22 protein-coding genes and 1 pseudogene are annotated in these 22,312 nt (G+C 69.1%); 15 read left to right on the top strand and 8 right to left on the bottom strand.

Going from position 1 to position 22,312, the window contains the following annotated elements; genetic code table 11:
* The first annotated feature begins 12 nt into the window (after positions 1-12).
* The gene (locus BME24068_RS30960; protein ID WP_174928333.1) at positions 13-2,133 is read left to right on the top strand and encodes a phosphocholine-specific phospholipase C; all 2,121 of its coding nucleotides are present in this window, start codon (positions 13-15) and stop codon (positions 2,131-2,133) included.
* Between the two features lie 54 nt (positions 2,134-2,187).
* On the opposite strand, the gene BME24068_RS30955 is transcribed toward BME24068_RS30960, so the two are convergent.
* Positions 2,188-2,811: an RBBP9/YdeN family alpha/beta hydrolase gene (locus BME24068_RS30955; protein WP_096508268.1), complete on the bottom strand. Its 624-nt coding sequence runs from the start codon at positions 2,809-2,811 to the stop codon at positions 2,188-2,190.
* A 245-nt stretch (positions 2,812-3,056) separates the two neighbouring features.
* Here BME24068_RS30955 and BME24068_RS30950 point away from each other — a divergent pair, with 245 nt between their 5' ends.
* The 5 genes from BME24068_RS30950 to BME24068_RS30930 are packed head-to-tail and all read left to right on the top strand — an operon-like array spanning position 3,057 to position 6,136.
* Complete coding sequence (locus BME24068_RS30950; RefSeq protein ID WP_162826258.1) at positions 3,057-3,494, top strand: VOC family protein; 438 nt, start codon at positions 3,057-3,059, stop codon at positions 3,492-3,494.
* Between the two features lie 4 nt (positions 3,495-3,498).
* Complete coding sequence (locus BME24068_RS30945; protein ID WP_174928332.1) at positions 3,499-4,440, top strand: 2-hydroxyacid dehydrogenase; 942 nt, start codon at positions 3,499-3,501, stop codon at positions 4,438-4,440.
* Between the two features lie 29 nt (positions 4,441-4,469).
* Positions 4,470-5,402 carry a hydroxymethylglutaryl-CoA lyase gene (locus BME24068_RS30940; protein ID WP_174928331.1) on the top strand — a complete coding sequence of 311 codons (933 nt, stop codon included), beginning with the start codon at positions 4,470-4,472 and terminating at the stop codon, positions 5,400-5,402.
* A 24-nt stretch (positions 5,403-5,426) separates the two neighbouring features.
* On the top strand, positions 5,427-5,933 hold the full coding sequence (locus tag BME24068_RS30935; RefSeq protein ID WP_096508271.1) for a YbaK/EbsC family protein: 507 nt from the start codon (positions 5,427-5,429) through the stop codon (positions 5,931-5,933).
* Positions 5,930-6,136, top strand: a complete 207-nt coding sequence (locus BME24068_RS30930) for a DUF1289 domain-containing protein (RefSeq protein ID WP_174928330.1) — start codon at positions 5,930-5,932, stop codon at positions 6,134-6,136. Before BME24068_RS30935 ends, BME24068_RS30930 begins: the two co-directional genes overlap by 4 nt.
* A 255-nt stretch (positions 6,137-6,391) precedes the next feature.
* On the opposite strand, the gene BME24068_RS30925 is transcribed toward BME24068_RS30930, so the two are convergent.
* Positions 6,392-7,294: a DMT family transporter gene (locus tag BME24068_RS30925; RefSeq protein ID WP_096508273.1), complete on the bottom strand. Its 903-nt coding sequence runs from the start codon at positions 7,292-7,294 to the stop codon at positions 6,392-6,394.
* Between the two features lie 113 nt (positions 7,295-7,407).
* On the opposite strand from BME24068_RS30925, the gene BME24068_RS30920 reads away from it, so the two are divergent.
* Complete coding sequence (locus tag BME24068_RS30920) at positions 7,408-7,899, top strand: Lrp/AsnC family transcriptional regulator (RefSeq protein ID WP_174928329.1); 492 nt, start codon at positions 7,408-7,410, stop codon at positions 7,897-7,899.
* A gap of 39 nt (positions 7,900-7,938) precedes the next feature.
* Here the strand turns inward: BME24068_RS30920 and BME24068_RS30915 are convergent, their stop codons facing one another.
* A complete protein-coding gene (locus BME24068_RS30915) occupies positions 7,939-8,835 on the bottom strand; it encodes an alpha/beta fold hydrolase (RefSeq protein WP_174928328.1) in 897 nt (298 codons plus the stop codon).
* A 278-nt stretch (positions 8,836-9,113) separates the two neighbouring features.
* On the opposite strand from BME24068_RS30915, the gene BME24068_RS30910 reads away from it, so the two are divergent.
* Positions 9,114-10,073 (top strand): NAD(P)H-dependent flavin oxidoreductase, encoded by a 960-nt coding sequence (locus BME24068_RS30910; RefSeq protein WP_174928327.1) that lies wholly within the window; start codon positions 9,114-9,116, stop codon positions 10,071-10,073.
* Positions 10,074-10,193: 120 nt separating this feature from the next.
* Here BME24068_RS30910 and BME24068_RS30905 read toward each other — a convergent pair whose 3' ends face one another.
* From BME24068_RS30905 to BME24068_RS30895, 3 genes are all read right to left on the bottom strand, one after another.
* Positions 10,194-11,156: a LysR family transcriptional regulator gene (locus tag BME24068_RS30905; protein WP_096508277.1), complete on the bottom strand. Its 963-nt coding sequence runs from the start codon at positions 11,154-11,156 to the stop codon at positions 10,194-10,196.
* 169 nt (positions 11,157-11,325) lie between these two features.
* Complete coding sequence (locus tag BME24068_RS30900) at positions 11,326-12,402, bottom strand: porin (RefSeq protein ID WP_096508278.1); 1,077 nt, start codon at positions 12,400-12,402, stop codon at positions 11,326-11,328.
* 345 nt (positions 12,403-12,747) lie between these two features.
* Entirely contained in the window at positions 12,748-13,233 is a 486-nt protein-coding gene (locus BME24068_RS30895; RefSeq protein WP_174928326.1) for a peptide-binding protein, read from the bottom strand.
* Between the two features lie 346 nt (positions 13,234-13,579).
* On the opposite strand from BME24068_RS30895, the gene BME24068_RS30890 reads away from it, so the two are divergent.
* The 6 genes from BME24068_RS30890 (at position 13,580) to BME24068_RS30865 (ending at position 20,571) form a co-directional block, all read left to right on the top strand.
* Positions 13,580-14,623: a bile acid:sodium symporter family protein gene (locus BME24068_RS30890; RefSeq protein WP_096508280.1), complete on the top strand. Its 1,044-nt coding sequence runs from the start codon at positions 13,580-13,582 to the stop codon at positions 14,621-14,623.
* Between the two features lie 191 nt (positions 14,624-14,814).
* Positions 14,815-16,653 (top strand): EAL domain-containing protein, encoded by a 1,839-nt coding sequence (locus BME24068_RS30885; protein WP_174928325.1) that lies wholly within the window; start codon positions 14,815-14,817, stop codon positions 16,651-16,653.
* Positions 16,654-17,046: 393 nt separating this feature from the next.
* A complete protein-coding gene (locus BME24068_RS30880) occupies positions 17,047-18,066 on the top strand; it encodes a LacI family DNA-binding transcriptional regulator (protein ID WP_174928324.1) in 1,020 nt (339 codons plus the stop codon).
* Positions 18,063-19,346 carry an AGE family epimerase/isomerase gene (locus BME24068_RS30875; protein ID WP_096508283.1) on the top strand — a complete coding sequence of 428 codons (1,284 nt, stop codon included), beginning with the start codon at positions 18,063-18,065 and terminating at the stop codon, positions 19,344-19,346. The genes BME24068_RS30880 and BME24068_RS30875 overlap by 4 nt, the downstream gene beginning before the upstream one ends.
* Positions 19,343-20,251 carry a carbohydrate kinase family protein gene (locus BME24068_RS30870; protein WP_174928323.1) on the top strand — a complete coding sequence of 303 codons (909 nt, stop codon included), beginning with the start codon at positions 19,343-19,345 and terminating at the stop codon, positions 20,249-20,251. The genes BME24068_RS30875 and BME24068_RS30870 overlap by 4 nt, the downstream gene beginning before the upstream one ends.
* Positions 20,252-20,349: 98 nt before the next feature.
* Complete coding sequence (locus tag BME24068_RS30865; RefSeq protein ID WP_096508285.1) at positions 20,350-20,571, top strand: hypothetical protein; 222 nt, start codon at positions 20,350-20,352, stop codon at positions 20,569-20,571.
* 60 nt (positions 20,572-20,631) lie between these two features.
* Here the strand turns inward: BME24068_RS30865 and BME24068_RS30860 are convergent, their stop codons facing one another.
* Together BME24068_RS30860 and BME24068_RS30855 are read right to left on the bottom strand one after the other, a co-directional pair.
* Positions 20,632-20,826: a DUF2905 domain-containing protein gene (locus BME24068_RS30860; protein ID WP_096508286.1), complete on the bottom strand. Its 195-nt coding sequence runs from the start codon at positions 20,824-20,826 to the stop codon at positions 20,632-20,634.
* Positions 20,827-20,837: 11 nt separating this feature from the next.
* Positions 20,838-22,028: a class I SAM-dependent methyltransferase gene (locus BME24068_RS30855; protein ID WP_174928322.1), complete on the bottom strand. Its 1,191-nt coding sequence runs from the start codon at positions 22,026-22,028 to the stop codon at positions 20,838-20,840.
* A 13-nt stretch (positions 22,029-22,041) separates the two neighbouring features.
* Here BME24068_RS30855 and BME24068_RS30850 point away from each other — a divergent pair.
* Positions 22,042-22,312, top strand: a pseudogene (locus BME24068_RS30850) (short-chain dehydrogenase); the annotation flags it as partial.

The following is a 22,312-nucleotide window of genomic DNA, read 5'->3' as shown; positions in this document are numbered from 1 at the left end:
AGGTGAAATAACATGACGTCATCCAGCCGCCGCCGTTTCCTGCACACCGTCGCACAGTCGGCGGGCGCCGCCGTCGCGCTCAACGCCTTCCCCGAATCGATCCGCCGCGCGCTCGCGATTCCCGCCGCGCGCGGCACCGGCACGATCCGCGATGTCCAGCACATCGTCGTGTTCATGCAGGAAAACCGCTCGTTCGATCATTACTTCGGACACCTGCGCGGCGTGCGCGGCTACAACGACCGCTTCCCGATTCCGCTGCCGAGCGGCCAGCCGGTGTGGTATCAGCCGTCGAAAGCGGATCCGGCCAAGCCGGTGCTGCCGTTCCGCCTGAACACGCTGACGACGAGCGCGCAGTGCGTGGGCGACCTCGATCACTCCTGGTACAAGACGCACGCGGCGATCGACGCCGGCCGCTACGATCAGTGGCCCGCGAACAAGACCGACATGACGATGGGCTATCACGTGCGCGAGGACATTCCGTTCCACTACGCGCTCGCCGATGCGTTCACCGTGTGCGACAACTACTTCTGCTCGCTGCCGGGGCCGACGCACCCGAACCGTTCGTACCTGATGACGGGCACGGTCGACCCGACCGGCAAGTTCGGCGGCCCGCTGCTCGACAACAGCGACTACGTCGACGGCGACGTGCCGCCCGCGTACCAGCTGCTGTCGTGGACGACCTTCCCGGAGCGCCTCGAGGCGCACGGCGTGTCGTGGCAGATCTACCAGCAGGGCACGACCGGCGACGATCCGTACAACGGCAACTACGGCACGAACATCCTGCAGAACTTCACGAACTTCATCAACGCGAAGCCGGGCTCGTCGCTGTACCAGCGCGCGCAGACGGTGCGCACGCTCGACAACCTGAAGGACGACGTGATCAACGACCGGCTGCCGCAGGTGTCGTGGCTGTGCCCGCCCGCCGCGTTCTCCGAGCATCCGAAATACACGCCCGCGTACGGCGCGAACTACACGTCGCAGATCCTCGACGCGCTCACGTCGAATCCGGACGTGTGGGCGAAGACGGTGCTGTTCATCATGTACGACGAAAACGACGGCTTCTTCGATCACGTCGTGCCGCCGCAGCCGCCGACGTCGGCCGCGCAGGGCGTGTCGACCGTGACGACCGACGGCGAGCTGCACACGGTCGTGAACCCCGGGCGCGGCGGCAGCTACACGGCCGACGGGCTGCCGTACGGCCTCGGGCCGCGCGTGCCGATGACGGTCGTGTCGCCGTGGTCGAAGGGCGGCTTCGTGTGCTCGCAGGTGTTCGACCACACGTCGGTGATCCGCTTCATCGGCGAGCGCTTCGGCATCGACGAGCCGAACATCACGCCGTGGCGCCGCACCGTCTGCGGCGACCTCACCGCCGCGTTCGACTTCCGCTCGTCCGACGCGACGTTCCCGACGCTGCCCGACACGAGCCAGTACCGCTCGATCGCGGACCAGCAGTGCACGTCGCAGCCCGCGCCGACCGTGCCCGCGACGCCGTCGCCGGTCGAGCCGCAGGAGCCCGGCGTGCGGCCCGCGCGTGCGCTGCCGTACGAACTGCACGTGAACGCGAGCATCGACGGCGGCAACACGCTGCGCATCGAGTTCGCGAACCGCGGCAACCAGGGCGCGCACTTCCACGTGTATTCGACGAACCGCACCGACGGCCCGTGGCGCTACACGGTCGGCGCGCGCCGCGTGCTGCATGCGGATTTCGACCTGACGGCAACAAACGGCGTGTATGCGTTCTCGGTGTATGGCCCGAACGGCTTCGTGCGGATGTTCGCGGGCAACGTGTCGGCCGCGACCGCGCGCCGCCGCAACCAGGCGCAGCCCGAAGCGAAGGCCGGCTACGACATCGCGAACGGCAACCTGTACCTGAAGCTGCGCAACCATGGCGCGGGCCACGTCACGCTGACGCTGACCGACAACGCGTACGGCGCACCGGCCCGCCAGGTGACGCTGCACGGCGGCAACGAGCACGTCGAGCAGTGGACGCTCACGTCGAGCCACCACTGGTATGACGTCACGGTGAGCGACGGTGCGAACGGCACGTTCTCGCGCCGCTTCGCGGGCCACATCGAGAACGGCCGGCCGAGCTACTCGGATCCGGCCGCGGTGCGGCCCGTGTCCGCATCGTAAGCACGGCGGCGCGACGTTGCGCGGTGCGAGCCGCGCCGCGCGCGCCGATCGGCGTCAGATCGCGTACGCGAGTGCGCGATCGACGCGCGCGGCGTCGACGTTCTCGTCCGCTTCGCGAAAGCGCAGCGGCGCCGCGCAATGCACCAGCGTGTCGACGAAGTATTTCGCGCGCGGCCATGGCCCGAAGCCGGCCGCGGTATTGATGTGTCCCGCGTCGCCGAGGTTCACGAACGCGCTGCCGAGCCGCTGCGCGAGCGTGCGCGCATCGGCCAGCGGCATCCACGGATCGGTTTCGCTGCCGATCACGATCGACGGCACCGCGAGCCGGCGGGCGTCGAACGGCCCGGCAAACGTGAATTTCTTCGGGCTGGCAGGCGCGACGAGCAGCACGCCCGCGACGTCGGCCACGTGCGGCCATTGCGCGAGCGCATGCGCGGCCGCGAGGCAGCCGAAGCTGTGCGCGGCGAGCACGAACGGGCCGCGCTCGCGCTCGAGCAGTGCACGGACCGACTGCGCCCAGCCCGCGAGGTCGGGCGCATCCCAGTCGGCCTGCTCGACCCGCAGCGAGCGCGGGAACTGCCGCTCCAGCCAGGTCTGCCAGTGAGCGCCTTCGCTGCCGTGCAGGCCCGGAACGGTCACGAGCCGCGGCGGCCACGCCGATTTGCTGCATGCGCGCATGATTGCCCTCGCTTGCTTTGCTTGGAGACGGGCTTCGATTGTGGCGCGGCGGGCACGGCGGCCGAACCAATATTTTGTGCTTTGCTTTTGCACCGCTCGCCGCGCGCGCGGCCCATGCCGCACGGGCCGGCGGCGTCATGACGGCGCAACGCGCCGCGAGACCGTAGAATGTGGGCTTCCCGCTTGCCATGCATCGGATCGGGCCGGGCGCTGCCGCGCCGGTTCCGGTCGACAGGAGACGCCCGATGTCCGCTACGCCCGCCGGCGCGCTGCGCCCGTTCCATCTCGCCTTTCCCGTGTCGAGCCTCGTCGACGCGCGCGCATTCTACGGCGGCCTGCTCGGATGCCCCGAAGGCCGCAGCTCGGAACACTGGGTCGACTTCGATTTCTTCGGCCACCAGCTCGTCGCGCACCTCGCGCCGGACGAAACCGGCGCCAGCGCGGTCAATCCGGTCGACGGCGACGACGTGCCCGTGCGCCATTTCGGCGTCGTGCTGTCGATGGACGAGTGGCATGCGCTCGCCGAAAAACTGCAGGCCGCGCACACGCGCTTCGTGATCGAGCCGCACATCCGCTTCAAGGGCGAGGTCGGCGAGCAGGCGACGATGTTCTTTCTCGACCCGTGCGGCAACGCGCTGGAATTCAAGGCGTTCGCCGACATCGGCCAGTTGTTCGCGAAGTAAGCGCATGAAGATCCTGTTCCATTCGCCGCACCAGGAAGCCGCCGCGTGGCGCGACGCGATCGCGCACGCATTGCCCGAGGCCGAGTTGCGCGCGTGGCAGCCGGGCGACACGGCCCCCGCCGATTACGCGCTCGTATGGCGGGCGCCGCGCGCGTTCTTCACGCCGCGCGACGGCTTGCGCGCGATCTTCAACCTCGGCGCGGGCGTCGACGCGCTGCTCGCGCTCGAGCGCGAACAGCCCGGCACGCTGCCGCGCGACGTGCCGCTGGTGCGCCTCGAGGATTCCGGCATGGCGCAGCAGATGATCGAATACGTGGCGCATGCCGTGCTGCGCTACCTGCGCCGCTTCGACGAATACGAAACGCTGCAGCGCGAGCGCCGCTGGCAGGTGCTCGCGCCGCATCCGCGCGCGGGCTTCACCGTCGCCGTGCTCGGCCTCGGCGTGCTCGGCGCGCAGGTCGCGCAGGCGCTCGCGGCGCTCGGCCTGCCGGTGCGCGGCTACAGCCGCAGCCCGAAGCAGCTCGACGGGATCGAAACCTTCGCGGGCGACGGCGCGCTCGACGCGTGCCTCGACGGTGCGAAGGTGCTCGTGAACCTGCTGCCGAGCACGCGCGACACCGACGGAATCCTGTCGGCACACACCTTCGCACGGCTCGCACCGGGCGCATACGTGGTGAACGTCGCGCGCGGCGCGCACCTCGTCGAAGCCGACCTGCTCGACGCGCTCGCGAGCGGCCAGATCGCCGCCGCGACGCTCGACGTGTTCCAGCACGAGCCGCTGCCGGCCGATCATCCGTTCTGGCACGCGCCGCGCATCACGATCACCCCGCACAGCTCGGCCGACACGCTGCGCGACGAAGCCGTCGACCAGATCGCCGGCAAGATCCGCGCACTGGCGCGCGGCGAGCGCATCGGCGGTGTCGTCGACTACGCGCGCGGCTACTGAATTCGTCCTACATGAAACCGGAGACAACCATGACGTTCCCCACCGCCGTCAAGATCGTCGAAGTCGGCCCGCGCGACGGGCTGCAGAACGAAAAGACCTTCGTGCCGACCGACGTGAAGATCGCGCTCGTCGACCGCCTGTCGCACGCCGGCTTCCGCAATATCGAGGCCGCGTCGTTCGTGTCGCCGAAATGGGTGCCGCAGATGGCCGACGGCGCCGACGTGATGGCCGGCATCGAGCGCCGCGCGGGCACCGTGTATTCGGTGCTCACGCCGAACCTGAAGGGCGTCGAGAATGCGCTCGCCGCACGCGCCGACGAAGTGGTGATCTTCGGTGCGGCAAGCGAGGCGTTCTCGCAACGGAACATCAACTGCAGCATCGCCGAGAGCATCGCGCGCTTCGAGCCCGTCGCGAAGGCCGCGAAGGATGCCGGCGTGCGACTGCGCGGCAGCGTGTCGTGCACGCTCGGCTGCCCGTACCAGGGCGAGGTGCCGGTCGCGTCGGTGGTCGACGTCGTCGAACGGTTCGCCGCGCTCGGCTGCGACGAGATCGACATCGCCGACACGATCGGCGTCGGCACGCCGAAGCGCACGCGCGAAGTGCTGTCCGCCGTCACGCGCGTGTTCCCGCGCGAACGCCTGTCGGGCCACTTCCACGATACCTACGGCCAGGCGCTCGCGAACATCTATGCGGCGCTGTTCGAAGGGATCGAAATCTTCCACGCATCGGTGGCCGGCCTCGGCGGCTGCCCGTATGCGAAGGGCGCGACCGGCAACGTCGCGACCGAGGACGTGCTGTACCTGATGCAGGGCCTCGGCATCGATACCGGCATCGATCTCGCGCAAGTCGTCGCCGCCGGCGACTTCATCTCGAACGCGATCGGCCGCGCGAACGTGTCGCGCGCCGGCCGCGCGCTGCTCGCCAAGGCCCGGAGCGCGGCCGACGCCGCGAGCTGCGTCTGACTTCGACTTTCACGGACTGCCCCCATGACGACACCCGCTTCATTCGACTCCCTCCCCGATTCCGCGCGACGCGTCGCGCTGCTGCTGCGCGAGCGCGGCCACGCGAAAGGCATCGTGATGCTCGCCGAAACCGGCAAGACCTCGGCCGAGGCCGCGGCCGGGCTCGGCTGCTCGGTCGCGCAGATCGCGAAATCGATCCTGTTTCGCCGTGAGTCGGACGGCGCGCCGGTGCTCGTCGTCGCGAGCGGCGTGAACCGTGTCGACGAGAAGAAAGTCGCCGCCCAGGTCGGCGCGGTCGGCCGCGCGGATGCGAAGTTCGTGCGCGACAACACCGGCTATGCGATCGGCGGCGTGTGCCCGATCGGTCATCTGGTCGAACCGGTCGTGCTGATCGATGCCGACCTGCTCGAGCTCGACAGCCTGTGGGCGGCCGCCGGCCATCCGCATGCGGTGTTCAACCTGTCGCCGGCCGAACTCGTGTCGCTGACGGGCGCGCCGGTCGCGGACGTCGCGCTGCGCAACGACGCATGAGCGACGCACCGGTAACGGCCGGCACGGTCGCATCGCCGTGCACGAACGTATGCAGGATCGACCCGCGTACCGACTGGTGCGCGGGCTGCCTGCGCACGCGCGACGAAATCAAGGGCTGGCGGGCGTCGGACGACGATGCGAGGCGCACGCTGCTCGCGCGTCTCGATGCGCGGCGGCGCCTGCTCGCGGGAAGCGGCGCATAAAAAAAAGCCGTTCAGCCTCACGGGCGAACGGCATCGAGATCGGAATCCTGTGAACGTGATCAACGTCACAGCCCGCATCATACGAGCGACGCTGCAGCGTCGCATCGGGTGTTTCCCTACAACTTCTTACGGCATTTTTCACGCATGCGCGCAGGCCCCCCGCGCGCAATCGCCCTGCCCGGCCGCCGCCCCGACACACCGTGCCGGCGAGCCTTGGCGGCGACCCGTAGCGGCAAACCGAACCGCACGCGCGTTTCAGTTGCGGACCGCCGCGCGACGCGCGGGCACGATGCGCCAGCCGAGGTTCACGCCGGCCGCCGCGAGCAGGATCAGGAGCGCGCCGAACACCTGCGTCCACGCGAGCGTCTGCCCGAACGCGACGTGATCGACGATGATCGCGACGACCGGATAGACGAACGACAGTGCGCCCGTCATCGCGACCGGCAGCTTCTGGATCGCGCCGTACAGCAGCACGTACATCAGCCCCGTGTTCACGACGCCGAGCACGACGAGATCGAGCCACTGCGCGGGCGTCGCGGGCAACGTGCCGAAGTGCGCGAACGGCGCGAGCAGCACGATGCCGAGGCCGGCCTGCAGCAGCGCGAGCAGGTGCGGCGGCGTGCCCTTCAGATGCTTCGTGACGATCGACGACACCGCGTACAGGAATGCGGCCCCGAGCGACAGCGCGACGCCTTCGAGATATTCGCCCGGCACCGCGAGCACGGCCGGCTCGACGCGCACCACGCACACGAGACCGACGAAGGCGAGCGCGAGCCACGCGATCGTCGACGCGCCGATCCGTTCGCGGAACACGATCGCGCCGAGCGCGACGAGCATGAACGGCTGCGTGTTGTAGACGGCGGTCGCCATCGAGATCGACGCGCGCGAATACGCGGCGAACAGCAGCAGCCAGTTCGCGACGATCGCGACGCTGCCGAGCGTCGCGAGCGCGAGCATGCGCGGCGAGAACAGCGAGCGGCGCAGGAAGCCGAGCGCCGCGCAGACGATCGCGAGCGTCGCCGCCCCGAACAGGCAGCGGAAGAACACGACATTGGTGAGCGGCTGCTGCGACGACATCACGAGCCAGCCGATCGTGCCGGACATCATCATCGCGACGACCATCTCGGCGGCGCCGCGGCGGGTTTCGTTCGAGGCCATCATGGACTCCGTTTGACGAGAGAGAATGACTTCGATTCTAGAAACTTGCCTTCCGCGCTTCCACGGCTAAACTAAAGTGAAATAGCCGATTCACCTTCGAAAGCAAAGCGATCATGCCAAAACGCCTTCCCCCGCCTGCCGTCGCGTCGCTCGACGCAACCGACCGCGCGATCCTCGCCGCACTCGCCGAGGACGCGCGCATCGCGACCAGCGAACTCGCGCGGCAGATCGGGCTGTCGGCGCCCGCCACCGCCGAGCGCGTACGGCGGCTCGAGGCGCAAGGCGTGATCGCCGGCTTCACCGTCGAGCTCGATCCGCGCGCGCTCGGCTACACGCTGCAGGCGATCGTCCGCGTGAAACCGCTGCCGGGGCAGCTGCATCTGGTCGAGGAAGTGTTGCGCCGGATTCCGGAATTCGTCGAATGCGACAAGGTGACCGGCGACGACTGTTTCATCTGCCGGCTCTACCTGCGCACGATCGAACACCTCGACGACATCCTCGCGAAGGTGACCGAGCGGGCGGAAACGAGCACGGCGATCGTGAAATCGACACCCGTGCCGCGCCGCCTGCCGCCCCTCGCCGACGGCGACGCCGCGCACCGCTGAACGCCGCACGCACGGAACACGCCGCGCCGCCGGCGCCGCTTACGCGGCCGCGTCGCGCGCCTCGAAGAACGCGAGCAGTTCGTCGATCAGCGCGACGGGCGCCTCTTCCGGAATGTAGTGCCCGCACTCGAGCGCGCGGCCGCTCACATCGCGCGCGACCCGCCGCCATTCGTCGAGCGGATCGAAGCACCGGCCGACGATCCCGTTCGCGCCCCACAGCACGCGCAGCGGACACGCGAGCTTGTTGCCGCGCTCGAGATCCGCGCGGTCGTGTTCGAGATCGATCGTCGCCGACGCGCGGTAGTCCTCGCACATCGCATGCACGGCGCCCGGCTGCGCGAGCGCGGCGCGATAGGCGGCGAGCGCTTCCGGCGCGAACGGCGCGAGCCCGGCCGAACGGTTGCCCATCACGCGCTCGATGTACGCGTCGGTACGGCCTTCGATCAGCGATTCGGGCAGCGGCTCCGGCTGGATCAGGAAGAACCAGTGGAAATACGCGGTCGCGAACGCGCGGTCGGTTTGCTCGTACATCGCGAGCGTCGGCGCGATGTCGAGCAGCATCATCCGCTCGACGGCCGCCGGGTGATCGAGCGCGAGCCGGTGCGCCACGCGCGCGCCGCGATCGTGCGCGCACACGTGGAATTGCCCGAAGCCGAAATGCCGCATCACGGCGACCTGGTCGGCCGCCATCGCGCGTTTCGAATAAGGCGCATGCCGCGCGTCGCTCGGCGGCTTGCCCGACGCGCCGTAGCCGCGCAAGTCGGTCGCGATCACCGTGAAATGGTTGGCCAGCGTCGCGGCGACGCGATGCCAGATCATGTGGGTCTGCGGATAGCCGTGCAGCAGCAGAAGCGGCGGCCCCGCGCCTCCTTTGACACCGAAGATGTCGGTGTCCTGCACCGTCACGCGAAACGGTGCAAACGCCTCAAACGACATGGTTTGTTTCTCGTTGGTTTGTTATGGCGATTATTGTAGGAGCGCCCGACCCCGTTCAGCGCGCGGTAGATAGCCGAAAACCTAGAAAGAGAACACTCCCTCGATTGTCGCCACGCCGCGCATTTTGTTAAGCTCGCGTAGAATCGCACGACCGTTCGTATTAATATGGACGTGCCGTCGCGCAGCTACACTCGATATACCGTTCGATCGCCAAGCATGAAGCCGGCGTCGGCGCGACCGCGCCGCTTCCGGCCGCCCCTCGAGACTGGAGACAACACATGGCATTGCCCGCCGTCCTGCAGAACCTGACGCTGCCCGTCATCGCGTCGCCGATGTTCATCGTCAGCTATCCCGAACTCGTGCTCGCGCAGTGCAAGGCGGGCATCGTCGGTTCGTTCCCCGCGCTCAACGCCCGTCCGGCCGAACTGCTGGACGAATGGCTCACGCAGATCCAGTCCGAGCTCGCCGACCACAAGGCGAAGCACCCGGACGCGGTGATCGGCCCGATCGCGGTCAACCAGATCGTCCACCAGTCCAACGTACGGCTCGAGCATGACGTGCGGGTGTGCGTCGAGCACAAGGTGCCGATCTTCATCACGAGCCTGCGCGCACCGGCGCGCGAGATCGTCGACGCGGTGCACAGCTACGGCGGCATCGTGCTGCACGACGTGATCAACCTGCGCCATGCGCAGAAGGCGCTCGAGGCCGGCGTCGACGGGCTGATCCTGGTGGCCGCCGGTGCCGGCGGCCACGCGGGCACGACCTCGCCGTTCGCGCTCGTCGGCGAAGTGCGCAAGATGTTCGACGGCCCGATCGTACTGTCCGGCTCGATCGCGAACGGCGGCTCGATCCTCGCCGCGCAGGCGATGGGCGCCGACCTCGCGTACATGGGCACGCGCTTCATCGCGACGCAGGAAGCACACGCGGTCGAGGACTACAAGCACGCGATCGTCAACGCGAAATCGTCCGACATCATCTATACGAACCTCTTCACCGGCGTGCACGGCAACTACATCCGCGAGAGCATCGAGAAAGCCGGTCTCGATCCGGACGCCCTGCCGGAATCCGACAAGTCGAAGATGAATTTCGGCGGCGACAAGACGAAGGCGTGGAAGGACATCTGGGGTGCCGGCCAGGGCGTCGGCCTGATGGACGACCTGCCGAGCGTCGGCGCGCTCGTCGAGCGGCTGAAGCGCGAATACGACGACGCGAAGGCGCGGCTCGGGATCCCGCGCTGACGCAGAGATGGCGGCGGGTTGTTCCGCCGCCGCCGCGCATGCGGCCCGACAAAACAAAAAAGCGCGAACCGCAATGGCTCGCGCTTTTTTCATGCCCGCTCGCGGCGCGGCAGCCGCCGGTCAGCCCGCGCGCTTGATCCGCGTGATCGGCAGCACGCGCAGGCGCGATTCGATCGACGGGCACAGCGACTGCCCTTCGAAACGCGCGGCGAGGAAGTCGACGAACGAACGCACCTTCGCGGACACGTGACGGCGGCTCGCGTACACCGCGTAGATCGGCGCTTCGTGCGGCGGCACCGAATCGAGCAGCACCGGCACGAGCCGGCCCGACTCGATGTCGTCGCCGACCACCTCGGTGCCGAGCAGCGCGATGCCCGCGCCCGCGAGCACGGCCGCGCGCAGCCCTTCGAGATGGTTCACGATCAGGTTGCCGTTCAGGTTCACGCGCGACGCGGCGGCCGCATCGATCACGAGCGAATCGAGCATCGTCGAATTCGAATCGCGACGCAGGTAGTTGTGATGCGCGAGATCGGCGATCGTCTGGGGCGTGCCGTGCTTCTCGAGATACTCGGGCGACGCGACCAGCAGGATGTGCGCGGTCGCGATCTGCCGCGCGACCAGCGACGACGACTTCAAGCCGTTCGGCGCCGCGCGCACCGCGACGTCGTAGCCTTCCTCGATGAGGTCGACCACGCGATCGGACAGCGTCATGTCGACGGTCACGTCGGGGAAGCGGCCCGCGTAATCGGTGACCGCCTGCATCACGTGCCGCAAGCCGAACGCGGACAGCGACGTCACGCGCAATCGGCCCTGCGGCACGACGCTCGCGGCGCCGACCGCCTGCCCGGCTTCGTCGAGTTCCGACAGCGCCTGCACGAGGCGCTCATAGTATTCGCGTCCCGCCTCGGTCGGCGCGACACGTCGTGTCGTGCGATGCAGCAGCCGCGCGCCGAGCTGCTGCTCGAGATGCATCACGTGCTTGCTCGCCATCGCGGCCGACATCTGCATGCGCTCGGCCGCGCCGACGAAGCTGCCCACTTCGACGACGTAGCGAAACACATTCATGCTGACGAGGGTATCCATCGAACTAGCTCGCAATTCCTGGGAATCATGCAATTACGAGATAGGGTAACAAAGGCGAGGAAATAAAAAGGTCAACAAAGGCAAAACGGCGCCGCGGATGGCGGCGCCGTCTTGGAGGCGGAAAACCGTCAGGCCGGACGCGCGAAGCGCGCGTGCGGCGAACGAATCGTCAGAACTTCGCGCGGATGCCGGCGCCGAACGTGTTGCCGCTCGACAGGCCGCTGATGTGGTCGTTCATGTACGCCGCGTAGACGTCCGTGCGCTTGGACAGCGGATAGTCGTAGCCGACGGCCCAGGTCTGGCGAGTCTGGTCGAGGCCGCCCGCGTCGCGCGAGTACGCGTACGACGCCATCGCGTTGCCGACGCCGAGCGGCACCGACACGCCGCCCTGCGCGGTGTTCACGTGCCAGCTGCCCGCCACCTGGTCGTTCTTCGTGTACATGTACTGGCCGAACAGCTTCACGACCTTCAGGTCGTAGGTTGCACCGACCAGCGCGATGCCCTGGCTCTTCATGCCGGCCACCAGCGCGCTCAGATCCTGCGGGCCGTTGTTGAAGTTCACGTACTGGTAGACGGCCGTTGCCGCGAACGGACCGTTTGCATAGTTGAACTGCGCGCTCCACTTCTTCGAGCGGTTGTCGCCCGCCTGGTTGCCGAGCGCATACATCGCGCCGAAATTCAGGCCGCCGAACGAAGGCGACGTGTACGACAGCGCGTTGTTCCAGCCCGAATCGCCGACCGCACCCTGGTCGCTCGGATAGGTCGGGTACGTCCCGAGGCCGAGGAACACGTGGTACACCATCGGCGAGAAGGTGTACGAATCGTAGAACGGGTTGAACAGGATCGTCGACAGGAACAGGTGCGTCGTCAGACGGCCTGCCGTCACCGTGCCGTACGGCGAGCTGATGCCGACATACGCGTTGCGCGCGAAGAACGTGTCGCCCTGGAAGCGGCCGTACTGGCCGTTCTGTGCGCGGAAGAAGCTTTCCAGCGTGAAGATCGCCTTGTAGCCGCCACCCAGATCCTCGGCGCCGTGCATGCCCCAGTACGACGTCGACATCCCGCCGCCGCCCACGTTCCATGCGCGATCGCCGCCCGGGAACTTGGTGGCGCCGACCCATTCGTCGACCTGACCGTAGAGCGACACGCTCGACTGCGCATGGACGGGTGCGGTGGCCGCCACGCAGGCGGCTGCGGCGATCAGCTTGACGGACGTGCGGGACGCACGGCGAGCGAATGCTTTCATGGGATCTCCAGGTTTTGTCGAATTGTCGATAAGTGGCGCGAGCGTTGTTTTTTGGAGCCGAGTGCTAGCGTCGTATGGGGCGCAGCCATCTTTACGGATCATTTGTCCGGTCAAAATTGCGCACACTTATTGCGGGTATAGCGGCAGCATTAACTTCGCGGAATTCCTGCATGGCCCGACGCGGCGCGGCGGCCCCGCGCGGTGCGGGCACGCGGCGGGATGGCCGCCTGGCGTGCGCGGGCCGGGCGCGAAAGATAGCGCAATGCGGCGGGAAAATCAGCGGAAATCTATGCGCGACTGTGGCGAATTCGCATCAGCCGGCGGGGGGACGAGCGCGCGGGGCGCTCAGTTTCGGTAGAACGGGGAGAAAAACGGCGAGTGCGCAGGCTCTTCCTGCGAGCGGGGCGGCGGCATCGGACGGCCGCCGCGCTCCTCGTTGTAGCGCGCGACGTCGGCGCGGATCGAGCCGGCGCGCAGCGGCACGTTGCCGCCGCCCGGCGGGCGCGGCATCTGGCGCGAATCGGCGCTGATCGGGCGATACGGGCTTTGTGCGGCGTAGTGGCCGTAGGACGGCGTCGGGCGCAGGCCCCAGCGCGAACCGTAGCCGCTCACGCCGCCGGCACGGGCGCCGCCCGGCGGCACCGCGCGGCGCCAGACCTGCGCGCCGCCGGCCGGCTGGCCGTACGCGCGCATGTCGCCGCCGCCGAAACCGTGGCCGCCGAACGCACGGCCGCCGCCATGCGGCGGCTGGGCGAGCGCGAGCGGCATCAGCAGCGCGCACAGCGCGCCTGCCACCCATCGTCCGACCTTCAGTTTCACCCGTTCCGTCATCACATTCAGTGCCTGTTGCGGTGCGCTGCCGACTGTTCCCGGCCAACGCAAGCCTTTCAGCAGTAATTTATGAGCGGCCCGAAACGGTGTCGAGCCAAAAAGTGTTATGTCGCGGGCATCGGTGTAACACCATGTTACTGCTAGGTTTTTTCACTTCCGGGGGCGATCGTGACAGAACATTCTTCTGCCGTTGCGCGCACCGGCGGCCTGTGCGAACAGGCGCCCCGATATGCACCTGATTCATTAATCGATTCACACAATGAATTTGTGTATTGAATGATCCGCCGGGACAATAGCGGCATTCGCGCGCGCGGTGCGCGCGCACCGTTTCCGAATCGAGTTCCAGATGGCCCGTCCCCGTTTCCTTCCCGACAATTTCACGCTCGCGCTCGTCGGCACCGTCGTGCTCGCGAGCCTGCTGCCGTGCCGCGGCCCGGCCGCCCACGCGTTCAACTGGGCGACCAACATCGCCGTCGGCCTGCTGTTCTTCCTGCACGGCGCGAAGCTGTCGCGCGAAGCCGTCGTCGCGGGCGCGACGCACTGGCGGCTGCATGCGGTCGTGCTGCTCAGCACGTTCGCGCTGTTCCCGGTGCTCGGCCTCGTGCTGAAACCCGTGCTGCAGCCGCTCGTCACGCCGACGCTGTATGCGGGCGTGCTGTTCCTGTGCACGCTGCCGTCGACGGTCCAGTCGTCGATCGCGTTCACGTCGATCGCGAAGGGCAACGTGCCGGCCGCCGTGTGTGCCGCGTCCGCGTCGAGCCTGCTCGGCATCTTCGTGACGCCGGCGCTCGTCGGGCTGATGATCACGTCGCAGTCGGGCGCGGCCGCCTCGCCGTGGAGCACCGTCGGCAGCATCGTGATGCAGCTGCTCGTGCCGTTCATCGCCGGCCAGCTGCTGCGGCCCGTGATCGGCGGCTGGATCGAGCGCAATCGCGGCGTGCTGCGCTTCGTCGACCAGGGCTCGATCCTGCTCGTCGTCTATGTCGCGTTCAGCGAAGCCGTGAACCAGGGGTTGTGGCACCAGATTCCGGCGCGCGCGCTCGGCGGCCTGCTGGTCGTCAACGTCGTGCTGCTCGTGATCGCGCTGGTGCTGACCACGTTCGTCAGCAAGCGGCTCGGCTTCAACCGCGCCGACCAGATCACGATCATCTTCTGCGGGTCGAAGAAGAGCCTCGCGGCCGGCGTGCCGATGGCGAAGGTGATCTTCTCGGCGCAGGCGGTCGGCGCGATCGTGCTGCCGCTGATGCTGTTCCACCAGATCCAGCTGATGGCGTGCGCGGCGCTCGCGCAGCGCTGGGGCGCGCGCGACCTGAGCGGCGAGCAGGACGGCCGCGATGGGGCGGCCGGCGCCGCCCGCGGAAGCGGAGCGCTGAACGCGGGCAAGCGTTGATCTGACGAGGGCGTGGCGGCCGCGCCCTTGGTGCTTTTTGTCCTCCGTCCGCTTTCCGCCTCCCGCCTTTCAACGGCACACCCCAGCGCTCGCACCGGCCGATGTCACCCCGCCGTCACAAAATCTTCATTTAATTCTTCGCGCGCGCTGCCGTTAAAGTCGGGCGTCCCGTCGCTTCGGCAGCCCTGCCCATGCCCGCGCCCCATTCCGGCTCCACCGCCACCCCGACCGCACGCCTGATCGCCGAACGCGCGCTCGCCGCCGTCTTCCAGCCGATCGTCGATCTCGGTTCGGGCAGGGTCGTCGGTTACGAAGGGTTGATCCGCGGCCCGCGCGGCACCGATCTCGAGCCGCCCGCCGCCCTGTTCGCGCAGGCCGCCCGCGACGGCACGACGGTCGCACTCGAGCAGGCGGCCGCGCTCGCCTGCCTCGACGCGTTCGCGGCGCTCGACTGCGACGGCAAGCTGTTCCTCAACTTCAGTGCCGACACGATCCTGCTGCTCGCGCAGGAACGCGACCGCGTACGGCTGCTGCTCGGCCGCGCGCGGATCGGCGCCGAGCGCATCGTGATCGAGCTGACCGAGCAGACCGCGATGCCGGACGTCGCGCGCATCGAGCCGGCCGTCGCGTCGCTGCGCGACACGGGCATCCAGTTCGCGCTCGACGACTACGGCACCGCGAACGCCAGCATGAGCCTGTGGCTGCGCCTGCGCCCCGACGTCGTGAAGATCGACCGCTTCTTCATCCACGACATCGCGCGCGATCCGCTGAAGTTCGAAGCGGTTCGCGCGATGCAGCACTTCGCGCAGGCCAGCGGCGCGCAGCTGATCGCGGAAGGGATCGAGAACGCGTGCGACCTGATCGTCGTGCGCGACATGGGGATCCGCTGCGTGCAGGGTTTCCTGCTCGGGCGGCCCGATGCGCAGCCGTCGCGGTTCGTCGCGCCGGCCGCGCGCGACGCGATCGGCACGCCGCACATCGCGGTGTTTCCCGGCGCGACCCGCACCGCGCGGCCGGCCGGCACGATCGCCGCGAAGATGCTGGTCCCCGCGCCGGCGCTGCCGCGCGACGCGACCAGCAACGACGCACTCGACCTGTTCAACCGGATGCCCGAGCTGCATGCGGTCGCGCTCGTCGAACGCGGGCGGCCCGTCGCACTCGTGAACCGGCGCGGCTTCATCGACCGCTTCGCGCTGCCGTATCACCGCGAGGTATTCGGCAAAAAGCCGTGCCTGCAGTTCGCGAACGACACGCCGCTGATGATCGACAACGCGACGACGGTCGAGCAGCTCGCGCTGCTGCTCGCGAGCCACGACCAGCGCTATCTCGCGGACGGCTTCGTGATCACCGAACACGGCCGCTACGTCGGGCTCGGCACCGGCGAGAGCCTCGTGCGCGCAGTGACCGAAATGCGCATCGAGGCCGCGCGTTACGCGAATCCGCTGACGTTCCTGCCCGGCAACATCCCGATCAGCGCGCATATCGACCGCCTGCTGGCACGCGACGCCGGCTTCCACGCGTGCTACGTCGACCTGAACCAGTTCAAGCCGTTCAACGACCAGTACGGCTACTGGCAGGGCGACGAAGTGCTGAAGTTCGCGGCGACGGTGCTGGCCGGCGTGTGCGATCCGCAGCGCGACTTTCTCGGGCACGTGGGCGGCGACGATTTCCTCGTGCTGTTCCAGCGCGACGACTGGCACGCGCGCGCGGCAGACGCGATCGCGCGCTTCAACGACGGCGCGCAGCGCTTCTACACGCAGGCCGACCGGCAGGCGGGCGGACTGAGCGGCGAGGACCGCCACGGCAATCCCGCATTCTTCGGCTTCGTGACGATGGCGATCGGCGCGGTCGGCGTGCCGGCCGGCGCGCACCGCGCGATGCGCTACGGCAGCGACGAGATCGCATCGGTCGCGGCGCTCGCCAAACGGCGCGCGAAACAGCAGCCGGGCGGGCTCGCGCTCGTCGATCTCGACGAGGGCCGCGCCGCGCTGCGCGATCGCGACGGATCGCCGCGCGCGGCGGCGGCCTGAACGACGGGCCGCGCCCGGCAACGCTTGAGCGCCGGCCCGCGCGGCCCGCCGGCCATCGGCCCACGGCGTTGCGGCCAGAGCCGGGCGTCGGCTCGTTTCCCGCCGGCGGCCAGACGGCGACCGGTGCGCCGATCCGTGTCGGCCGCCCCCGTTCTCCGTTCTCCGAGCACCGTTCCCCGAACACCGCCAACGCTCCGCCACGCCCCACCCGTCTCTTCGTCGCGATCACCTTGCCTTTTTCGCGTTTTGTTTAGTATTTTTAGTAACGGCGTTTTCGCAGATTAGCGCCTAAAATCCGGTTATTTTCGGGTATTCCCCGGTTATCCGGCCCGAATTACGCGATGTTTTTTACTATACAATCGCCTTCATCCTAAACAAACCGGATCCCGAACGATGGGCACCACCATTCGCGACGTAGCGCGGGCGGCAGAGGTCTCGATCGGCACCGTCTCGCGCGCGCTGAAAAACCAGCCGGGCCTGTCCGAGGCCACGCGGGCGCGCGTCGTCGAGATCGCGCAGCGGCTCGGCTACGACCCGGCCCAGCTGCGGCCCCGGATTCGCCGGCTCACCTTCCTGCTGCACCGCCAGCACAACCGCTTTCCCGCCAGCCCGTTCTTCTCGCACGTGCTGCACGGCGTCGAGGACGCGTGCCGCGAGCGCGGCATCGTGCCGACGCTGCTCACGGTCGGCCCGAACGACGACGTGCTGCGCCAGATGCGCCCGCACGCGCCCGACGCGATCGCGGTGGCCGGCTTCATCGAACCCGAGACGATCGAGGCGCTCGCCGCGACCGGCCGCCCGCTCGTGCTGATCGACCTGTGGGCGCCCGGCCTGCGCTCGGTGAACATCGACAACGCGACGGGCGCGGCGCTCGCGATGCGCCACCTGCTCGCCACCGGCCGCTCGCGGATCGCGTTCATCGGCGGCCCGGGCGCGCACTACAGCCTCGCGCAGCGCGCGATCGGCTACCGGCGCGCGTTCTTCGAGGCCGGCCGGCTGTTCGACCCGGCCTACGAAGTGACGATCGACGCCGGGCTCGACCCCGACACGGGCGCCGCGCGCGCGATGCAGCAACTGCTCGACGCGCCGGGCCCGCGCCCGGACGCCGTATTCGCGTACAACGACGCCGCCGCGCTGGCCGCGCAGCGCGTGTGCATCGCGCGCGGCGTGCGGATTCCGGAAGACATCGCGCTCGTCGGCTTCGACGACATTCCGGCCGCCGCGCATGCGAATCCGCCGCTCACGACGCTCGCCGTCGACAAGGAAGCGCTCGGCCGCCGCGGCGTCGAACTGCTGCTCGCCGAATCGCCCGAGCGCACCGAGATCTCCCTGCCCGTCGCGCTGATCGTGCGGGCCAGCAGTCAGCCCGCCGGCTCACCGGCGCTCGATACCGCCACGGTCACCGAATCATGAACATGCCCCCGGTCCAATCCTGCTCGGCCACGCCGGCCACCCACGCGCAAGCCGCGCCGTTCGTCGGGAACTTCCGCGATCCGTCGTTCCTGCTGTCGCACGTCGAGGACACGCTGCGCTTCTACGCGCCGAACGCGTTCGACCCGACGGGCGGCTTCTACCACTACTTCCGCGACGACGGCAGCATCTACAACCGCACGTCGCGGCATCTGGTCAGCAGTTGCCGGTTCGTCTTCAACTACGCGATGGCGTACCGGCATTTCGGCGATCCGCGCCATCTCGACTACGCGCGCCACGGCCTGCGCTTCTTGCGCGACGCGCACTGGGACGACGCGCTGCAGGGCTACGACTGGGAGCTCGACTGGCGCGACGGCGCGAAGCGCGCGACGCTCGACGGCACGCGCCACTGCTACGGGCTCGCGTTCGTGCTGCTGGCCGCCGCGCACGCGACGATGGCCGGCATCGACGAAGCGCGCGCGCTGATCGCGTCGACCTACGAGCTCGCCGAACACCGCTTCTGGGATGCGGCCGCGGGCCTCTACGCGGACGACGCGACGCCGAACTGGATCGTGTCGTCGTACCGCGGCCAGAACGCGAACATGCACATGACGGAAGCGCTGCTCGCGGCCTACGAGGCGACCGGGCACGTCACCTACCTCGACCGCGCGGAAAAGCTCGCGACCCACATCACGCAGCGCCAGGCCGCGCTGTCCGGCGGCCTCGTGTGGGAGCACTACCACGCGGACTGGTCGGTCGACTGGGACTACAACAAGGAAGACAGCTCGAACATCTTCCGTCCATGGGGCTTCCAGCCCGGCCACCAGACCGAATGGGCGAAGCTGCTGCTGATCCTCGAGCGGCACCGCCCGCTCGACTGGCTCGTGCCGCGCGCGGCCGAGCTGTTCGACGCCGCGCTCACGCACGCGTGGGACGCCGATCACGGCGGCCTCTGCTACGGTTTCGGCCCCGATTTCACCGTCTGCGACCACAACAAGTATTTCTGGGTGCAGGCGGAAACCTTCGCGGCCGCCGCGATGCTCGGCGCGCGCACCGGCAGCGAACGCTTCTGGGACTGGTACGACGAGATCTGGCGCTACAGCTGGGCGCATTTCGTCGATCACCGCTACGGCGCATGGTACCGGATCCTCACGTGCGACAACCGCAAGTACAGCGACGAGAAGAGCCCGGCCGGCAAGACCGACTATCACACGATGGGCGCGTGCTACGACGTGCTCGGGACCCTCGCGCGCATGGCGGCGCGCAGCGAGTCGACGCAATGAGCGGCGGCGCATTTCCGGCTTTCGTGTCGGCGGGCGACATCCTGACCGACATGGTGCGCGCGGGCGACGCGCAGTGGACGTCGGTGCCGGGCGGCGCCGGCTGGAACGTCGCGCGCGCGGTCGCGCGGCTCGGCATGCCGAGCGCGCTCGCGGGCTCGATCGGCGAGGACTGCTTCTCCGACGTGCTGTGGCGCACCAGCGAAGCGGCCGGGCTCGACCTGCGCTTCCTGCAGCGCGTGCCTCGCGCACCGCTGCTCGCGATCGTCCACGAGACGCGGCCGCCCGCGTACTTCTTCATCGGCGACGCGAGCGCGGACCTCGCGTTCGACCCGGCGCGGCTGCCGGCCGGCTGGACCGAGCACGTGAAATGGGCGCATTTCGGCTGCATCAGCCTCGTGCGCGAACCGCTCGCGGGCACGCTCGTCGCGCTCGCGGAGGACTTGCACGCGCGCGGCGTGAAGATCAGCTTCGATCCGAACTACCGGAACCTGATGACGGCCGCGTACCGGCCGACGCTCGAGAAGATGGCGGCCCTCGCCGATCTGGTCAAGGTATCCGACGAGGATCTGCGCCACCTGTTCGGCGGCGACGGCCCGGACGCGGTCGAAGCGGTGCGCGCGCTGAATCCGCGGGCGGCCGTGCTCGTCACGCGCGGCGCGCAGGCCGCGACGCTCTACGCGGACGGCGGCGTGCACGAGGCCAGCCCGCCGCGCGTCGAAGTGGTCGACACCGTCGGCGCCGGCGACGCGTCGATCGGCGGCATGCTGTTCAGCCTGATGGCCGCGCCGCAACGCACGTGGCCCGAACATCTCGCGTTCGCGCTCGCCGCGGGAGCCGCCGCGTGCCGGCACACGGGCGCGCACGCGCCGACGCTCGACGAAGTCGTCGCGCTGCTCGAACGGTGACGGAACGATGACGGCGCGCTGATCGGTCACCGATTAGCGGCGCTGTACATGCTGCGCCGCAGTGCTACGATGAAGTGTCCTTTTGCGGGAGAGGCACGATGGACACGAACACGTTCACCAAAGGCATCTACACGGCCAAGGCGCATACGCAGCACGCGGGCAACGGGCAGTTCCAGGGCTATGTGATCCTCGCCCGGGACGACGGCGACGAGACGGAGAACATGCGCTACGACGTCCACTCGACGAGCCCGAGCGAGGAAGAGGCGTTCGACGAGGCGAAGGCGCTCGCGCACCGGATCCTCGGCGAAATCGAACTGTAACGCGCAGCGCCATCGCGGGCGCCGCGGCCTGCCTGCGCGCGCCGCCTGCTTCGACGCGGCTCAGAGCAGCCGCGCCACCATCGCCACCAGCATCGTCAGCACCAGCGTCGACATGAACGGGAACGGATAACGCCGCCCGCCGAGCGTCAGCGTGACGTCGCCCGGCATCCGCCCGATGCCGAGCTTGCCGAGCCACGGCCAGCAGCGCGTCAGGATCATCACCGCGACGAACGACGTCATCAGCCAGCGCAGCATGCGGCCCTCCGTCAGAGCGCGTGCGAGCGGTCGCCGCGCGCGAACGCGTCGAGCGTGCCGTCGATGCCGCGCGAGAACGCGATCACCTTGAACAGCTCGCCCATCTCGGCCTCCGAGATCAGCTTCTGCACCGCGTTCGCGGCCGGCAGGAAGCCGTGGATGTCGGACGGGTCGATCGCGGCCAGCGCGTCGGTAATGCCCGCGTTCAGCAGGAAGCGCGCCTGCGACGTATAGCCGAGCAGATCCGCGCCGGCGCCGACGCCCGCCTCGTAGATGCCGGTGAATTCGACGTGCGCGGTGATGTCCTGCAGGCCCGGGTAGAGGAACGGGTCGTCGTGCGCGTGGTGCCGGTAGTGGCACATGAGCGTGCCGCGGTCGCGCTGCGGGTGGTAGTACTCGTGCGCGGGAAAGCCGTAGTCGACGAGCAGCACCGCGCCGCGCGCGAGCATCGTGCACACGGTGCGCGTGAACGCCTGCGCGGCTTCGTGCGTCTCGGTCACGTAGCCGTCGTCGACGTCGAGCGTCGCGAGCACCGGCGGCAGGCCGGCCGGCCCGGCAGGCCGGTCGTCGAACACGAACGCGTGCCGCGCGTCGAGCGCGACGCCGCGCTCGAGCCACGCATCGCCCGCCTTCGCGAACAGCCGCACCGGCATCGCGTCGAGCACCTCGTTGCCGATCACGACGCCGTCGAAACGCTCGGGCAGCGCGTCGAGCCAGCGCACCTTGTCCGCCAGCGCCGGGGCCGCGGCCGCGATCGTGTCGCGCTGCCGCTCGCGCAGTTCGCCCGACAGGTCGACGATCCGGTATTCGTCGAGCGCGACGCCGAGCGCGTCGAGCGCCGCGAGCAGGCCGGCCGCGAGCTTGCCGGTGCCCGCGCCGAATTCCATCACGCTGCGCGTGCCGCTCGCCGCGAGCGCCTGGGCGACGGAATTCGCGAGCGTCTGCGCGAACAGCGGCGACAGCTCGGGGGCCGTCACGAAGTCGCTGCCGTCGTCGGCGCGGCGCCCGAACTTGCGCGCACCGCCGCTGTAATAGCCGAGACCGGGCGCGTACAGCGCGCGCTCCATGAAGCGGTCGAACGGCAGCCAGCCGCCCGCCGCCGCGATCTCGTCGCGCAATTGCGCGGCAAGGGTTTCGGACTGCGCAAGCGCGTCAGGGCCAGGAGCAGGTAAACTAGCGGGTTCGTGAGCTTTCGGGTTCATCCCGGCATTGTAAATGACCGTTTCAGCCGATACGTCGCCCCCGCGCATCGCGCTCGTCGCAGGCGCGCTGGGCAGCGCGGCCGACGCCGCGTCGATCGGTCGGGCACTCGCGACGGCATTCGCCCGGCGCGGCTGGGACGTCGCACTGCAGCGCAGCCCCGGCACGCCGCGTGCGGCCGCCGACGCCCTCGTCGCCGACGTCGCCGCGCTGGGCCGCCGCGCGGCCGTGCTCGACGCCGATCTGGCCCTGGAAGCCGATGCGGCCGCGCTCGTCGCGGCCTGCC

The organism is Burkholderia anthina (genome assembly GCF_902498995.1).
Classification (GTDB): Bacteria; Pseudomonadota; Gammaproteobacteria; order Burkholderiales; family Burkholderiaceae; genus Burkholderia; species Burkholderia anthina.
The sequence above is the reverse complement of the archived record's forward strand: the minus strand, read 5'-3'. Positions and strand labels throughout refer to the sequence as shown.

Coding starts and splice junctions, on each gene's coding strand:
- BME24068_RS30960 (WP_174928333.1), top strand. CDS start 13: ATGACGTCATCCAGCCGCCGCCGTTTCCTGCACACCGTCGCACAGTCG.
- BME24068_RS30955 (WP_096508268.1), bottom strand. CDS start 2,811: ATGCGCGCATGCAGCAAATCGGCGTGGCCGCCGCGGCTCGTGACCGTT.
- BME24068_RS30950 (WP_162826258.1), top strand. CDS start 3,057: ATGTCCGCTACGCCCGCCGGCGCGCTGCGCCCGTTCCATCTCGCCTTT.
- BME24068_RS30945 (WP_174928332.1), top strand. CDS start 3,499: ATGAAGATCCTGTTCCATTCGCCGCACCAGGAAGCCGCCGCGTGGCGC.
- BME24068_RS30940 (WP_174928331.1), top strand. CDS start 4,470: ATGACGTTCCCCACCGCCGTCAAGATCGTCGAAGTCGGCCCGCGCGAC.
- BME24068_RS30935 (WP_096508271.1), top strand. CDS start 5,427: ATGACGACACCCGCTTCATTCGACTCCCTCCCCGATTCCGCGCGACGC.
- BME24068_RS30930 (WP_174928330.1), top strand. CDS start 5,930: ATGAGCGACGCACCGGTAACGGCCGGCACGGTCGCATCGCCGTGCACG.
- BME24068_RS30925 (WP_096508273.1), bottom strand. CDS start 7,294: ATGGCCTCGAACGAAACCCGCCGCGGCGCCGCCGAGATGGTCGTCGCG.
- BME24068_RS30920 (WP_174928329.1), top strand. CDS start 7,408: ATGCCAAAACGCCTTCCCCCGCCTGCCGTCGCGTCGCTCGACGCAACC.
- BME24068_RS30915 (WP_174928328.1), bottom strand. CDS start 8,835: ATGTCGTTTGAGGCGTTTGCACCGTTTCGCGTGACGGTGCAGGACACC.
- BME24068_RS30910 (WP_174928327.1), top strand. CDS start 9,114: ATGGCATTGCCCGCCGTCCTGCAGAACCTGACGCTGCCCGTCATCGCG.
- BME24068_RS30905 (WP_096508277.1), bottom strand. CDS start 11,156: ATGGATACCCTCGTCAGCATGAATGTGTTTCGCTACGTCGTCGAAGTG.
- BME24068_RS30900 (WP_096508278.1), bottom strand. CDS start 12,402: ATGAAAGCATTCGCTCGCCGTGCGTCCCGCACGTCCGTCAAGCTGATC.
- BME24068_RS30895 (WP_174928326.1), bottom strand. CDS start 13,233: ATGACGGAACGGGTGAAACTGAAGGTCGGACGATGGGTGGCAGGCGCG.
- BME24068_RS30890 (WP_096508280.1), top strand. CDS start 13,580: ATGGCCCGTCCCCGTTTCCTTCCCGACAATTTCACGCTCGCGCTCGTC.
- BME24068_RS30885 (WP_174928325.1), top strand. CDS start 14,815: ATGCCCGCGCCCCATTCCGGCTCCACCGCCACCCCGACCGCACGCCTG.
- BME24068_RS30880 (WP_174928324.1), top strand. CDS start 17,047: ATGGGCACCACCATTCGCGACGTAGCGCGGGCGGCAGAGGTCTCGATC.
- BME24068_RS30875 (WP_096508283.1), top strand. CDS start 18,063: ATGAACATGCCCCCGGTCCAATCCTGCTCGGCCACGCCGGCCACCCAC.
- BME24068_RS30870 (WP_174928323.1), top strand. CDS start 19,343: ATGAGCGGCGGCGCATTTCCGGCTTTCGTGTCGGCGGGCGACATCCTG.
- BME24068_RS30865 (WP_096508285.1), top strand. CDS start 20,350: ATGGACACGAACACGTTCACCAAAGGCATCTACACGGCCAAGGCGCAT.
- BME24068_RS30860 (WP_096508286.1), bottom strand. CDS start 20,826: ATGCTGCGCTGGCTGATGACGTCGTTCGTCGCGGTGATGATCCTGACG.
- BME24068_RS30855 (WP_174928322.1), bottom strand. CDS start 22,028: ATGAACCCGAAAGCTCACGAACCCGCTAGTTTACCTGCTCCTGGCCCT.